Annotated in this window: 16 protein-coding genes and 1 tRNA gene; 12 read left to right on the top strand and 5 right to left on the bottom strand. The window is 67.5% G+C overall.

What is annotated here, in order from left to right; all coding sequences use genetic code 11:
• Positions 1-31: 31 nt before the first annotated feature.
• From grxC to AO398_RS00980, 3 genes are read left to right on the top strand one after another with little or no spacing between them, the layout of a single operon-like run.
• The gene (gene grxC, locus AO398_RS00970; RefSeq protein WP_058190138.1) at positions 32-301 is read left to right on the top strand and encodes a glutaredoxin 3; all 270 of its coding nucleotides are present in this window, start codon (positions 32-34) and stop codon (positions 299-301) included.
• Positions 294-1,151 carry a carbon-nitrogen hydrolase family protein gene (locus AO398_RS00975; RefSeq protein ID WP_058190139.1) on the top strand — a complete coding sequence of 286 codons (858 nt, stop codon included), beginning with the start codon at positions 294-296 and terminating at the stop codon, positions 1,149-1,151. Before grxC ends, AO398_RS00975 begins: the two co-directional genes overlap by 8 nt.
• A gap of 8 nt (positions 1,152-1,159) precedes the next feature.
• Positions 1,160-1,615, top strand: a complete 456-nt coding sequence (locus tag AO398_RS00980; protein WP_058190140.1) for a DUF1178 family protein — start codon at positions 1,160-1,162, stop codon at positions 1,613-1,615.
• Positions 1,616-1,634: 19 nt separating this feature from the next.
• On the opposite strand, the gene AO398_RS00985 is transcribed toward AO398_RS00980, so the two are convergent.
• Positions 1,635-2,123, bottom strand: a complete 489-nt coding sequence (locus tag AO398_RS00985; protein ID WP_058190141.1) for a disulfide bond formation protein B — start codon at positions 2,121-2,123, stop codon at positions 1,635-1,637.
• 2 nt (positions 2,124-2,125) lie between these two features.
• Positions 2,126-2,707: a YqaA family protein gene (locus AO398_RS00990; RefSeq protein ID WP_058190142.1), complete on the bottom strand. Its 582-nt coding sequence runs from the start codon at positions 2,705-2,707 to the stop codon at positions 2,126-2,128.
• A gap of 135 nt (positions 2,708-2,842) precedes the next feature.
• Here AO398_RS00990 and AO398_RS00995 point away from each other — a divergent pair.
• The 5 genes from AO398_RS00995 to AO398_RS01010 all read left to right on the top strand — a co-directional run bounded on the left by AO398_RS00995 (position 2,843) and on the right by AO398_RS01010 (position 5,788).
• Positions 2,843-2,927, top strand: a tRNA-Leu gene (locus tag AO398_RS00995).
• A gap of 225 nt (positions 2,928-3,152) precedes the next feature.
• Entirely contained in the window at positions 3,153-4,094 is a 942-nt protein-coding gene (locus tag AO398_RS01000; protein ID WP_152997368.1) for an FAD-dependent oxidoreductase, read from the top strand.
• Complete coding sequence (locus tag AO398_RS01005) at positions 4,091-5,008, top strand: histone deacetylase (RefSeq protein WP_201025691.1); 918 nt, start codon at positions 4,091-4,093, stop codon at positions 5,006-5,008. The genes AO398_RS01000 and AO398_RS01005 overlap by 4 nt, the downstream gene beginning before the upstream one ends.
• A gap of 182 nt (positions 5,009-5,190) precedes the next feature.
• Complete coding sequence (locus AO398_RS28930; RefSeq protein WP_201025692.1) at positions 5,191-5,364, top strand: hypothetical protein; 174 nt, start codon at positions 5,191-5,193, stop codon at positions 5,362-5,364.
• A gap of 181 nt (positions 5,365-5,545) precedes the next feature.
• On the top strand, positions 5,546-5,788 hold the full coding sequence (locus tag AO398_RS01010) for a hypothetical protein (RefSeq protein WP_058190144.1): 243 nt from the start codon (positions 5,546-5,548) through the stop codon (positions 5,786-5,788).
• Positions 5,789-5,797: 9 nt separating this feature from the next.
• On the opposite strand, the gene AO398_RS01015 is transcribed toward AO398_RS01010, so the two are convergent.
• The 3 genes from AO398_RS01015 to AO398_RS01025 form a co-directional block, all read right to left on the bottom strand.
• On the bottom strand, positions 5,798-6,958 hold the full coding sequence (locus tag AO398_RS01015; protein WP_058190145.1) for an alanine racemase: 1,161 nt from the start codon (positions 6,956-6,958) through the stop codon (positions 5,798-5,800).
• A 74-nt stretch (positions 6,959-7,032) separates the two neighbouring features.
• Positions 7,033-7,668 (bottom strand): 2-dehydro-3-deoxy-6-phosphogalactonate aldolase, encoded by a 636-nt coding sequence (locus AO398_RS01020; protein ID WP_058190146.1) that lies wholly within the window; start codon positions 7,666-7,668, stop codon positions 7,033-7,035.
• On the bottom strand, positions 7,665-8,543 hold the full coding sequence (locus tag AO398_RS01025; protein ID WP_058190147.1) for a 2-dehydro-3-deoxygalactonokinase: 879 nt from the start codon (positions 8,541-8,543) through the stop codon (positions 7,665-7,667). Before AO398_RS01025 ends, AO398_RS01020 begins: the two co-directional genes overlap by 4 nt.
• Before the next feature lie 272 nt (positions 8,544-8,815).
• On the opposite strand from AO398_RS01025, the gene AO398_RS01030 reads away from it, so the two are divergent.
• The 4 genes from AO398_RS01030 to AO398_RS01045 all read left to right on the top strand — a co-directional run bounded on the left by AO398_RS01030 (position 8,816) and on the right by AO398_RS01045 (position 12,555).
• Positions 8,816-9,574 (top strand): ABC transporter ATP-binding protein, encoded by a 759-nt coding sequence (locus tag AO398_RS01030; protein WP_058190148.1) that lies wholly within the window; start codon positions 8,816-8,818, stop codon positions 9,572-9,574.
• Positions 9,567-10,322: an ABC transporter ATP-binding protein gene (locus tag AO398_RS01035; protein WP_058190149.1), complete on the top strand. Its 756-nt coding sequence runs from the start codon at positions 9,567-9,569 to the stop codon at positions 10,320-10,322. Before AO398_RS01030 ends, AO398_RS01035 begins: the two co-directional genes overlap by 8 nt.
• Before the next feature lie 91 nt (positions 10,323-10,413).
• On the top strand, positions 10,414-11,631 hold the full coding sequence (locus AO398_RS01040) for an ABC transporter substrate-binding protein (protein ID WP_058190150.1): 1,218 nt from the start codon (positions 10,414-10,416) through the stop codon (positions 11,629-11,631).
• 36 nt (positions 11,632-11,667) lie between these two features.
• Entirely contained in the window at positions 11,668-12,555 is an 888-nt protein-coding gene (locus AO398_RS01045; protein ID WP_058190151.1) for a branched-chain amino acid ABC transporter permease, read from the top strand.
• Positions 12,556-12,561: the final 6 nt, after the last annotated feature.

The following is a 12,561-nucleotide window of genomic DNA, read 5'->3' on the forward strand; positions in this document are numbered from 1 at the left end:
GTGGGAGCTTCCGCGCGAGACGACGAACGCCATGCAGCCGGTCACGATCTACACCACGGCCTGGTGCCCTTATTGCTCGGCGGCCAAGAGCCTGCTGAAAGAGAAGGGCGTCGCCTTCCAAGAGATCGATGTGGAGCGTGCCCAGGGTGCGCGGGCTACGATGGTCGAACGCGCTGGTGGGCGCACCAGCGTGCCGCAGATCTTCATCGGGCTGACCCATGTCGGCGGCTGCGACGACCTCTACGCCCTCGACCGCGCCGGCAAGCTCGATCCGCTGCTGACGGACAAGGCCGATGCCTGAGCGGACGTTCATCGCGGCCTGCGTTCAGATGCGCTCGGGCCGTGACCCGGGCGCCAACCGCGACGCCGCGGTAGCGGGTGTTCGCGAAGCGGCCAGTCGCAGCGCGTCCTATGTGCAGACTCCGGAGATGACCTCCCTGGTCGAGCGGAGCCGCGAACGCCTGTTCGAGCGCGTGACCACCGAGGATCAGGACGCGACCCTCGCCGGTCTGCGGCAGGTCGCCCGCGAGACCGGTACCCTGGTGCATATCGGATCGATCGCAGTCCGATCGGGCGACAAGATTGCCAACCGAGCTTACCTGATCGGTGCCGATGGCGAGATCCTCGCGTCCTACGACAAGCTGCACCTGTTCGATGTCGATCTGCCGAGCGGCGAGCGCTGGCGCGAATCGGCGACCTATACCGGCGGGGCCTGCGCGGTCGTGGCGTCCACGCCCTGGGCGATGCTCGGCTTGACGATCTGCTACGATATCCGCTTCCCGGCCTTATATCGGTCGCTGGCAGAGGCGGGGGCCGAGATTCTCACTGCGCCGGCGTGCTTCAACCGCCAGACCGGCGAGGCCCACTGGCACATCTTGCAGCGGGCGCGGGCAATCGAGACCGGCGCCTTTGTGATTTCGGCGGCGCAGGGTGGCGTCCACGAGGACGGTCGCGAGACCTTCGGCCATTCGCTGATCGTCGATCCCTGGGGGCGGGTGCTCGCGGATGCGGGCGGGTCGGAGTCGGGGGTGATCCTGGCCGAGATCGATCTGGCTCAGGTCGCGGATGCCCGGGCGCGGATCCCGGCGCTGCAGCACGCACGCGCGTTCACGGTCGAGCGCATCGGGCCTCAAGCCGAGGCCGCACAGTAAGCAATAGAATGATCCGGTACAGTCTCGTTTGCGAAGCCGCACACGGCTTCGACAGCTGGTTTCCGTCTTCCGAATCCTACGACGCTCAGGCCGCGCGCGGTCTCGTGACGTGCCCGATCTGCGACAGCGCCAACGTGATGAAGGCCCTCATGGCGCCGAGCGTCGCCCGGACCGATCGCGGGCAGCTTCCGACGCCGGTGGCGCCCCAATTCGACGCCCCGATGCCGATGATCGCCGAGCCCGAGCGCCAAGTGCGGGCTATGCTACGAGCGTTGCGCGAGCAGGTGGTCGCCAATTCCGAGCATGTCGGTGTGCGCTTCCCCGAAGAGGCCCGCAAAATCCATTACGGCGAGGCCGAGGGCCGTCCGATCTATGGCGAGGCGAGCCCAGCCGAGGCGCGTGCGCTCATCGATGAAGGGATCGACGTCGCGCCGATCCCGATCATGCCGGACGACCGCAACTGAGCCGCTTCGCGCTGCGCGTTCACGACCTCACGGCAGCGGTGCCGGAGAAAGAGGCTAGCAGGAAGGACGCAAAGGCGTTCCACCCGGCGAGCGAGATCCCCAGGACCCGCATCGCCGCCACCGAGCAGTCCACCACCCTGGTGCTCTGAAGCGCGTTCAGGAATTCGCTGACCTGACCCGGATTGGCCCCCGTGCCGCCGCCGCAATCGGTCGGCCCCGGCCAGAAACCCCATTCCGCACCGGCATGGTAGACGCCGATCCCGGCCCCATACAGGAGTCCGAGGGCTGCGAGTCCGAGGGCGAGGCGCGCGAGGCGTTCCGGCGCGAAGAGGGCCGCGAGCCCGAGCGGAATAGCGGCATAGTACGGAAGCCGCTCGGTCAGGCAGAGCTTACACGGCGCGTAGCCGTAGCCGTATTGGAGGATCAAGACGGCGCCCAGGATCAGGGCGGACGCGAGGGTAAGCCAGAGGCCCGTTCTCTTGAGGCGCAGCGCCGACGCAACGTTCATGGCTACAGGATCACCTTGAACAACAGGAAGCCGAGGACGACGACGGCGACCGAGATCGCCACGACCGCGTTGAGATGCCGGTCGAGCACGCCACGGATCTGAACACCGTAGCGACCGAGTAGACCGGCCAGGATGAAGAACCGGGCCCCGCGGGTGATCACGGACAGAACCGTGAACCAGAACAGGCTGTAATGGGCAAAGCCCGACGTGATCGTCACGAGCTTGTAGGGGATCGGCGTCAGACCCTTCAACAGGATCACCCAATGGCCGTAGCGGGCGTAGGAATCCTGGAAGGTCGCCGCGGAATTTTGAAGCCCGTACAAGCGGATGAGCCATTCGCCGACGGAGTCGAACAGCAGCGCGCCGATGGCGGGGCCGACGAGGCCGCCCAGCACCGAGGCGATTGTGGCGATGGTCGCGTAGAGCCAGACCCGATCGGGTCGGCTGACCGCCATCGGCACAAGCATCGCGTCCGGCGGGACCGGAAAGAACGAGCTCTCGGCGAAGGCGACGGCCCCGAGCACGTAGGGCGCGGAGGGCCTGCCGCTGAGCGCGAGGATCCACGCGTAGAGCCGCCGAAGCATTCAATGTCCGGGTTTGAGGGAACGGCGATCCTTTGAGCATAGGCGCTGCGCAATGGCCAGATCGCCTGGTTCGGCAAAAAACAGCGCCGATGCCCTTGGCGCAGACGCCATACCTATGCGAAGAGCCCGACGCGCGCGGGTATGGCGGAATTGGTAGACGCGGGCGACTCAAAATCGCCAGCCGCAAGGCGTGGGGGTTCGATTCCCTCTACCCGCACCACTCCTCGGCTGATGAGGAACAGCCCTGACTGCGTGTTACGGCCGGGAGAAGCCGTCCGCGTGAGTGCGGATAGCAGCCAAGTGCGATGCGCGGCGGTGCCGTATCACCCGGATAGATCCTCCGGGTCCAACGGTCGCGGTCGATCGTCTCTGACGCGGCCGCAAACCTCCCCTAGTTCTGCGGACAGCAAGACCGACGGGTCTGCTGCAAACGCGGGACAATTCCTTGAGCCAACGCCACCCTGTCGCGATCCTCGGCGCCGGCATGGCCGGTGCGGCGGCGGCACGACGTCTCGCCGAGGCCGGCCACGCGGTGCGCATCTTCGACAAGGGGCGCGACGTCGGCGGTCGGATGGCAACCCGGCATTCGGGCGCGATGCAGTTCGACCACGGGGCGCAGTTCATGCGTGCGCACGGAGCCGCGTTCGCCGCGCGGCTCAACGATTGGGAGCGGCGGGGTATCGTGACGCCCTGGGCGGGGGCAGGCCGCTGGGTCGGCGTACCCGACATGAACGCGCCGGCTCGTGATCTTCTCCTCGGCCTCACGGTCGCGCGCAGTACCACCATCACCAGGATCCGCCGCAATGGAGCGTCCTGGCACCTGACAGACGGTGCGGGTGCCGATCATGGCCCATTCGCCGCGATCGCAATCACGTTCCCGGCCCCCCAGGCCGTCGCGCTGCTTGCCCAATCGGGGCTTGCTCTCCCGGACATCGAGCGCGCCACCTACGCGCCATGCTGGTCGTTGATGCTGGCCGTCGAACAAGCTCCCGCGAAGGTTCTGTTGAAGCCGCAGGATGGAGCAATCGGGCTCATTGCATTGGATTCGTCGAAGCCCGGTCGACCGGAAGGCTTCCGCCTGACCGTGCACGCCACGCCCGACTGGTCGCGCACGCATCTGGAGGAGCCCCGCGAAGCGATCGTGTCGGCGTTGACGCAATCTGCAGTCGCCTGTGTCGGCACGCCGCTTCGATGGAGCTACGCGGAAGCGCATCGCTGGCGCTATGCCCAGGTCGAAGGAGCCCTCGGCAAGCCCTGTCAGTATGATTCCGGCCTGCACCTGGGCGCTGCCGGCGATTGGTGCCTCGGGCCGCGGGTCGAAGCAGCGCATGACAGCGGTCTGGCGCTGGCGGAGGCGATCCTCGCCGATCTCGGCACGCCCTCGTGATCCCGCCCATCGCTTTTCACCCGGCCTATGAATCCAGCCTGCCGGTCGGACACCGTTTTCCGATGCGGAAATACGGTCTGCTCGCCGAAACCTTGGTCGCCAAGGGTCTGGCACCGCTCGGATTCGTCACGCCGGAGTTGGCGGCCGCCGAGATCCTGATCAACGCGCACGCTCCGGATTACGTGGCCGCGGTCCTCGGCGTCGCCGTCCCCCGGGAGATCGAGCGGGCCATCGGCCTGCCGGTGGATGCGGCCCTCGTCCGCCGCTCGCGAGCCTCTGTGGGCGGGACGCTCCTTGCCGCCCGACTGGCGCTGGCCGAGGGGCTGGCAGGGAGCGCCGCCGGCGGCAGCCATCATGCGCGCCGGTTGCAGGGCGCCGGCTTCTGCGTGCTGAACGATGTCGCCGTCGCCGCCCGGACCCTGCAGAAAGAGGGGGCCGTCCGGCGGATCCTAGTCGTTGATTGCGACGTCCATCAGGGTGACGGCACGGCAGATTGCCTGGCGTGCGATCCGGACCTGTTCACGCTCTCGATCCATTGCGAGAACAACTATCCGGCCCAGAAGATCGCCGGGGATCTCGATATCGGCCTGCCGGACCGCCTCGATGACGTCGGCTATCTGGAGGTGCTGCACGCCCGCCTGCCGCCGCTCCTCGATGCGCTGGTTCCCGATCTCATCTTCTACAATGCCGGGGTCGATCCGCATCGCGACGACCGGCTTGGGAGACTTTGCCTCAGCGACGCTGGCCTGTTCGCACGCGACCGGTTCGTGGTGGCGCAGGCGCGTGCCCGGCTCATCCCGCTCGTGGCTGTCATCGGCGGGGGCTACACTCACGACGTGGACGCACTGGCACTCCGGCATGCGCTGGTCTTTGAGGCGTTGGCGGCCGAGGCCGCATCCTCCGCGACCCGGTGAGGCACGGATGCATCAGGTCTGCGTGCATGAGGCCGGGCCGCTGAGTCCGAAAGGTTTTGGGAAGGGTCCGCGCTGAGGATCCAGAAGTCACGGATCGATCGGCCTGTGCGCGGTAAGCGTCCTGAACAGCTTCGCCCCAGGTTGATCTGCCCAAGATGCTGTGACGCCGTTGGGAATTCATCATGCTTGCGCGGACCTGGGAGGTTGTGAAGGCGACGCTGGCGGTGGCGGCCTTGATCGCAGCCGCTCTCGTCTCGGCGGACAAGCTCGATCGGCAAAAGGCCCCGGCCAACGCCGCCGCGGCTTTGGCCGAGCCCGTCGCCACCGGGGCGATCACGCCTGGCTCAAGACCCTGATTGCGCCGGACGCGCTTGACCGCCGATCCTATCGGCGCGCGGTCACACATCGCGAGGCGCCGATGGTGCGACAGAATAGGGCATTTGCCGGGGGGATATCTCGGTCGGTCCGGGCGTTCTCGCCCAACTTCCAGACTAGGCCGTTCGGGCCCTTCAAGCACCTTCCAGAGGATCTGTTTCGATGAAGTCGGCCTCGATCGCGCTGCTCGCCCTGATCGCCGGTGCCGCGCCCGCGTTGGCGGATTCCCGAGCCGACCGCGCCGCCTGCACGCCGGACGTCATGCGTCTCTGCGCGTCGCAGATCCCGAACGTCGCGGCGATCACGGTGTGCCTGCGCCAGCAGCGGCCAAATCTCAGCCCCGGCTGCCGCGTGGTGATGGATCAGTCCGCCCGGCCGGTCCGGAGCGTCTCGAACCGGCCCTGAGACCACGCTTCACCAGCCGTTGATGCGCGGCCAGACCGCGCCGGTGAGCCGGCCGCGAACGACTGGATGGTAGCCATCGTGCTGGGCACCGGTGGCGCAGGCATGGTTGGGCAGGATCCGCAGGCGAGCCCCGATCGGTAGATCCGGAAGAGGTGTGGAGGCGCCGGGCCGCACCGCAAGGATGCCGTGTTCCTGGTTCGCGTCCCGCACGATCAGGTTCGGATACGGGCGTCCGGCCAGATCGCAGGCAACGCCGTAGCCCTGGTCCACCGCCTGCCGGGCGGTGCCGCGGTCACGCGAGAGTGCCATCCAGCCGGCATCCGTGATGATCCAGCCCTTCTCCCGCTGGTGGCCGATCACCGTCGTCAGGACGGTGAGCGCGATGTCGTCGATCCCGCAGGACCCAACGCCGGCCTGGAACAGGTCGCCGATCATGAACACGCCGGCCCGGACCTCGGTGATGCCGTCGAGATTCGCCGCGTAGCACGCTGTCGGGGTCGAGCCGACGCTCACCACCGGGCAGGGCAGGCCCGCCGTGCGCAGAACGGAGGCGGCGGTCAAGGCAGCGTGGCGCTCGGCTTCGGCCGCCGTCGCGAGCGCGGCCGGATCGTTCAGCCCGTAGCTATCGCCGGCATGCAGCAGCACGCCTCGCAGGCTCGCACCTTCGGCAAGCACCCGGCCGATCGCCACAAGCTGCTCCGCATCACGCGGATCAACGCCGGAACGGTGCCCATCGGCATCGACCTCGATCAGAACCGGCAGCGGATCGCCGTTGCCGCGGCTCCAGGCGGATACGGCTGCGGCCTGCTCGATCGAATCCACGACGATCGCCAGATCCGCGCCCTGGCGCCTCCGGATCGCGCCGACCCGGTCGAGCTTCTGCGGTGCGATCCCCACGGCGTAGATCAGGTCGCGAACGCCGCCCGCGGCGAAATATTCCGCCTCCTTGAGGGTCGAGACGGTGGCCGGGCCGGACGGGCTCGCCATTGCGATGCGGGCGACGTCGAGGGACTTCGCAGTCTTGAGGTGAGGCCGGAGCGATACGCCAAGCCCGTCGAGACGCGCCCGCATTCCGACCACGTTGGCCGCCAGCTTGTCCGCATCCAAAAGCAGGCAGGGCGTCTCAAGATCGTCGAAGCCGCCCGCCTGCCCGATGCGCTCGTCCGTCATCCGCCCGCTCCCGCAATCTGCACCCAGGCGCGCTTCTAGACTTGGGTCGGGTCGCCGTCACGGCGGCGCTGCGGTCAGGCAGATCCGCCAGTCGCTGCGATGAAGGCCGCCGCGTCCCGGGCGACATCGGCTGCCGGCTTGCCGGGGCGGTAGAGGTTCGAGCCGAGCCCGAAGCCGACGGCGCCCGCCGCGCGCCAGACGGCGACGCTGTCGGAGGTCACGCCGCCGACCGCGAGCACGCGCGCGCCGGACGGAAGCACGGCCCGGTGCGCCTTCAGCGCTGCCGGGGTCGCGATATCAGCCGGAAAGAGTTTCAAGGCCGTCGCGCCGGCGGCCAGGGCGGCGAACGCTTCGCTCGGCGTCTGGTAGCCCGGCAGCGACACGAGGCCGGCGTCCACGGTGGCGCGGATCACCGCAGCATCGGTGTTGGGCGAGACGATCAGGGTCCCACCCACCGCCGCGACCTCCGTGACCTGCGCCGGCGTCAGGACCGTGCCGGCGCCGACCAGAGCACGCCCGGCGAAGCGCTCGGCGAGACGCGCGATGCTGGTGAGCGGGTCCGGCGAGTTGAGCGGCACCTCGATCAGGGTGAAGCCGGCCTCCACCAGCGCATCGCCGATGCCGGGCGCCTCGTCCGGCGTGAGCCCACGCAGGATCGCCACCAGTGGGCAGGCCGCGAAGGCGACCTCGAAACGGTCGAGGATGGTCATGCCCGCAAACTCCAGATGGCGTGGATGCCGGCCGTGGTCGACCCGTCCGGAACCGTCACGACGTGGCCGCCGGCTTCCCTGATCGCCACGGTGTAGAGCGCGGCCAAGATTTCGCCGCCGAGCAGATGGACCGGACGGTCGGCGAGATCGGTGCGCGTCCCGATATCGGCGCCGATCATGACGCCGCTGGCATAGGCGGCGGCGTCCGTCGGAGCCAGCCGGTCGAGCAGCACGCCGGCCCGGACTTCGAACAGGACCGCGGCGAGGTTTTGCGAGTCCCGTCCGCGGCGAAGGCCGTCCCGGAAGGCGGCACCGTCCGCCACCGCGCCGTCCAGCATGCCGGCCAGGATACCGTGGTTGCGGACCAGGGCAAAAAGCTCCCCGGTCATCACGGTGGCGAAATCCGTGATCGCGCCGTCCACCGTCTCGATCCACTTGTTGTGGGTGCCGGGCTGGCAGAACAGAGCCGTGGGCGGCGCGGCGCCGGTGCTGATCGCCCCGAGCACCTGAACCTCCTCGCCGCGCATCACGTCCGGGCGCGGCCCGGTCCTGAGCGCGACGCCGGGGATGATCCGTACGCCGGGGGCGACCTCGAGACTCGCGGCGCCGAGGGCCTCCAGCGTCGCGGGCGCGTCGATATAGGGGGCTTCCCGCCAGCCTCGCGTCGATCCGACCATGCCGGCGGCGACGATGGTCTGTGCGCCGAACCGATCCCTCAATGTCGCGATGGCGTCAGGATAGTCGCCGGGACTGAGCGCGAGGACCCCACGGTCATCGTGCAGGGCGTCTACCACGGTGCCGTCGGCGGTCACCGCGTAGGCGCGCCGGTTTGTGGTCCCCCAGTCGACAGCGATGTAGGCCGTTCGACCGACCATGTGCCCCCCTTGGCTGCAATTTGTCTGAGTTACAGGGGGGCCGGTGGCGGGGTCAAGCAACGGTCCCCGGCGCACCGAGCTTGCGGGATGGGGCAGCCGGCCGCGATTCGCGTCGGCATCGGCATCGGAGATCAGAGCCCTGACCGGAAGCCAAGAACCATCAGCATATCATGAGCCGGGGATTGTCCCGTCGCGCGGACCGTTTGCGATGGACTGGTCACGGCCGGATCGGCGATATGGCAGGTAATAAAACATACGCGGGAGGGACGCGCTTGGCACGGGACGTGATCCTGGCGACCGATGGCTTGACGATGGAATTCAAAGGATTCCGGGCCGTCAACGGCGTCAAGTTGGAAGTCGAGCGCGGAACGATCCACGCGCTGATCGGTCCGAACGGTGCAGGCAAGACCACCTGTTTCAATCTGCTGACGAAGTTCCTCATCCCGACTGCCGGCACCATTCGGTACAAGGATCGGGACATCACCGGGATGCGGGCGGCCGACGTGGCGCGGCTCGGTCTCGTGCGCTCTTTTCAGATCTCGGCGGTGTTCCCGCACCTGACCGTGACCGAGAATGTGCGGATCGCGCTCCAGCGCCGGCGGCGAGGCGATTCGTTCGATTTCTGGCGTCCCGAGAAGGTGCTGCGGGCGCTCGACGGCGAGGCCCTGGCGCTCGTCGAGGCCGTGGGCCTGTCCGAGTTCGCCGACTCGCTCGCGGTCGAGCTGTCCTACGGCCGCAAGCGGGCGCTCGAGATCGCCACCACCCTGGCGCTCGATCCGGAGATGCTGCTCCTCGACGAGCCGATGGCCGGGATGGGCCACGAGGACGTGGACCGGACGTCCCAGCTGATCCGGCGGGTCTCCAAGGACCGGACCATCCTGATGGTCGAGCACAATCTCTCGGTGGTCGCGTCGCTGTCGGACCGCATCACCGTCCTGGCCCGCGGGCAGGTCCTGGCCGAGGGCGATTACGCCACCGTCTCGAAGGATCCGCGGGTGATCGAGGCCTATATCGGGGCGGGACATGCTTGAGACCGCTGTGAAGACGCCTGTTAAAACGTCCTTGCCGGCCCCGGCGACGGACGCCCTTCTGACCGTGCGCGGGCTGGAAGGCTGGTACGGCGAGAGCCACGTGCTCCACGGCATCGATATCGATGTCCGGGCCGGCGAGGTGATCACGCTGCTGGGCCGCAACGGCGCCGGCAAGACCACGACCCTCCGGGCGATCATCGGCATCCTGGGCAAGCGCACCGGTTCGATCGTCTATGACGGGGTTGAGACCATCCGGATGGCCTCGCGCAACATCGCCGGTCTCGGCCTCGGCTACGTGCCCGAGGAGCGCGGCATCTTTGCGAGCCTCACGGTGCAGGAAAACCTGATGCTGCCGCCCCGGGTGAAGCCCGGCGGGATGACGGTGGCCGAGATCCACACCCTGTTCCCGAACCTGAAGGAGCGCGCCGGCAGCCAGGGCACCAAGCTCTCGGGTGGCGAGCAGCAGATGCTCGCCATCGGCCGCATCCTGCGGACCGGCGCCAAGCTAATCCTGCTGGACGAGCCCACCGAAGGTCTCGCGCCGGTGATCGTCCAGCAGATCGGCCGGACGATCCAGCAACTGAAGTCCCAGGGCTATACGATCGTTCTGGTCGAGCAGAATTTTCGCTTCGCGCAGACGCTGGCCGACCGGCACTTCGTTATCGAGCAGGGCAGGGTGGTCGACATGATCCCCAATGCCGAGCTTGACGCCAATATCGACAAGCTTCACGCCTATCTCGGCGTCTGAGGCGGACGGCCAATACCCAATAAGCGCCGGAGAACGGCGTCGGACACTCGGCAGGCGGGGATCCGCTGCGCCGCTGGAGGATAGGAAGACCATGTTCGGACGTCTCATCGGGTCCGTCTCCCTCGCCGCCCTCGCCGGTGCCCTGATGGTGGGCGGCGCGAGCGCGCAGACGAACGTAAAGATCGGCATTCTGGGCGACCGTTCGGGCGCCTATTCCGATATCAGCGGCGAGGGCTCCGTGGTCGCCGCGAAGCTGGCGGTCGAAGATTTCAAGCCGGCCGAGCATGGGCTGAAGGTCGAGATCGTCTCCGCCGACCATCAGAACAAGCCCGATGTCGGTGCCGCCATCGCCCGGCAATGGTACGATCGCGACAACGTCGACATGATCACCGACGGCGTCACCTCCTCGGTGGCCCTGGCGATCAGCCAGGTGACCAAAGAGAAGAACAAGGTCTTCATCGATACCGGCGCCGGCACCGCCGACCTCACCGGTCCGCAATGCACGCCGAACACCATCCATTGGGTCTACGACACCGTGGCGCTCGCCAACGGCACTGGCGGCGCCATGGTCAAGCGCGGCGGCAACACCTGGTTCTTCCTCACCGCCGACTACGTGTTCGGCCAGACCCTGCAGCGTGACACCAGTGCGGTGATCACCAAGAACGGCGGCAAGGTCGTCGGCTCGGTCAAGACCCCGTTCCCGACCTCGGATTTCTCCTCATTCCTGCTTCAGGCCCAAGGGTCCGGCGCCAAGGTCATCGGGCTGGCCAATGCCGGTACCGACACGATCAATTCGATTAAGCAGGCCGGTGAGTTCGGCATCACCGAGGGCGGTCAGGCGCTGGCCGGTCTCCTGGTGTTCTCCTCGGACGTGCACTCGTTGGGCACCAAGGTCGCGCAGGGCCTCGTCCTCACCGAGCCGTTCTATTGGGACCTGAACGATCAGACCCGGGCCTTCTCGGACCGGTTTTCCAAGCAGATGAAGGGCAATTCCAAGCCCACTGCCAACCATGCCGGCGTGTATTCGGACGTGCTCCACTACCTCAAGGCGATGGCCGAGATGAAATCGACCGCCGACGGCGCCGCCGTCGTCGCCAAGATGAAATCCATGCCCACCGACGACCCGCTGTTCGGCAAGGGTACGATCCGCGCGGACGGGCGCAAGATCCACGACATGTACCTGTTCGAGGTCAAGAAGCCCTCCGAGTCGAAGGGCGAGTGGGACCTCTACAACAAGCTCGAGACGATCCCCGGCGATCAGGTCTTCCGCCCGCTGGGCGAGGGCAACTGCCCCCTGGTCAAGGGCTGACGGTGCGGCGCCACGGACGGCCATGAGGGGCGAGCGATGACCACGATCTTCGGCGTGCCGACCCAGGCGCTGTTCGGGCAGTTGTTGCTCGGCCTGATCAACGGCTCGTTCTACGCGATCCTGTCGCTTGGGCTCGCGATCATTTTCGGGCTCTTGAACATCATCAACTTCGCCCATGGCGCCCTCTACATGATGGGCGCCTTCGTGGCCTGGATGCTGCTGTCCTATGTTGGGCTCGGCTATTGGTGGGCGCTCGGTCTGGCGCCGCTGGTGGTGGGCGCCTTCGGTATCCTGCTGGAGCGGGTGCTGATCGCCCGGCTGTACAAGCTCGACCACCTCTACGGCCTGCTCCTGACATTCGGGTTGGCGCTGATCACCCAGGGCCTGTTCCGCAACCAGTACGGCGTTTCGGGCCTGCCCTACGCGATCCCGGCGGAGCTGTCGGGCGGCCAGCGCCTGCCGTTCATGTTCCTGCCGAACTACCGGGCCTGGGTGGTGGTGGCTTCGCTCACCGTCTGCATCGCCACCTGGCTCGTAATCGAGAAGACCAAGCTCGGCGCCTATCTGCGCGCGGCCACCGAGAACCCGACCCTGGTCCAGGCCTTCGGGGTCAACGTGCCCCTGTTCCTGACCCTGACCTACGGGTTCGGCGTGGCGCTCGCGGGCTTTGCCGGCGTGCTCGCGGCACCGATCTACTCGGTGAACCCGAATATGGGCGCCGACATCATCATCGTGGTCTTCGCCGTGGTGGTGATCGGCGGCATGGGCTCGATCATCGGCTCGGTGATCACCGGCTTCGCGCTGGGCTTGGTCGAGGGCCTGACGAAGGTGTTCTACCCCGAGGCCTCGGCCACCGTGATCTTCGTGATCATGGTGCTGGTACTGCTCGTCAAACCCGCCGGCCTGTTCGGGCGCACGGCCTGATCGCGA

The sequence above is a fragment of the Methylobacterium sp. GXS13 genome, assembly GCF_001455965.1.
Taxonomy (GTDB): Bacteria; Pseudomonadota; Alphaproteobacteria; order Rhizobiales; family Beijerinckiaceae; genus Methylobacterium.

What these genes read in the sequence shown, in the direction of transcription:
- grxC (WP_058190138.1), top strand. Translation starts at nt 32, where the DNA reads ATGCAGCCGGTCACGATCTACACCACGGCCTGGTGCCCTTATTGCTCG.
- AO398_RS00975 (WP_058190139.1), top strand. Translation starts at nt 294, where the DNA reads ATGCCTGAGCGGACGTTCATCGCGGCCTGCGTTCAGATGCGCTCGGGC.
- AO398_RS00980 (WP_058190140.1), top strand. Translation starts at nt 1,160, where the DNA reads ATGATCCGGTACAGTCTCGTTTGCGAAGCCGCACACGGCTTCGACAGC.
- AO398_RS00985 (WP_058190141.1), bottom strand. Translation starts at nt 2,123, where the DNA reads ATGAACGTTGCGTCGGCGCTGCGCCTCAAGAGAACGGGCCTCTGGCTT.
- AO398_RS00990 (WP_058190142.1), bottom strand. Translation starts at nt 2,707, where the DNA reads ATGCTTCGGCGGCTCTACGCGTGGATCCTCGCGCTCAGCGGCAGGCCC.
- AO398_RS28930 (WP_201025692.1), top strand. Translation starts at nt 5,191, where the DNA reads ATGCTTGCGCGGACCTGGGAGGTTGTGAAGGCGACGCTGGCGGTGGCG.
- AO398_RS01010 (WP_058190144.1), top strand. Translation starts at nt 5,546, where the DNA reads ATGAAGTCGGCCTCGATCGCGCTGCTCGCCCTGATCGCCGGTGCCGCG.
- AO398_RS01015 (WP_058190145.1), bottom strand. Translation starts at nt 6,958, where the DNA reads ATGACGGACGAGCGCATCGGGCAGGCGGGCGGCTTCGACGATCTTGAG.
- AO398_RS01020 (WP_058190146.1), bottom strand. Translation starts at nt 7,668, where the DNA reads ATGACCATCCTCGACCGTTTCGAGGTCGCCTTCGCGGCCTGCCCACTG.
- AO398_RS01025 (WP_058190147.1), bottom strand. Translation starts at nt 8,543, where the DNA reads ATGGTCGGTCGAACGGCCTACATCGCTGTCGACTGGGGGACCACAAAC.
- AO398_RS01035 (WP_058190149.1), top strand. Translation starts at nt 9,567, where the DNA reads ATGCTTGAGACCGCTGTGAAGACGCCTGTTAAAACGTCCTTGCCGGCC.
- AO398_RS01040 (WP_058190150.1), top strand. Translation starts at nt 10,414, where the DNA reads ATGTTCGGACGTCTCATCGGGTCCGTCTCCCTCGCCGCCCTCGCCGGT.
- AO398_RS01045 (WP_058190151.1), top strand. Translation starts at nt 11,668, where the DNA reads ATGACCACGATCTTCGGCGTGCCGACCCAGGCGCTGTTCGGGCAGTTG.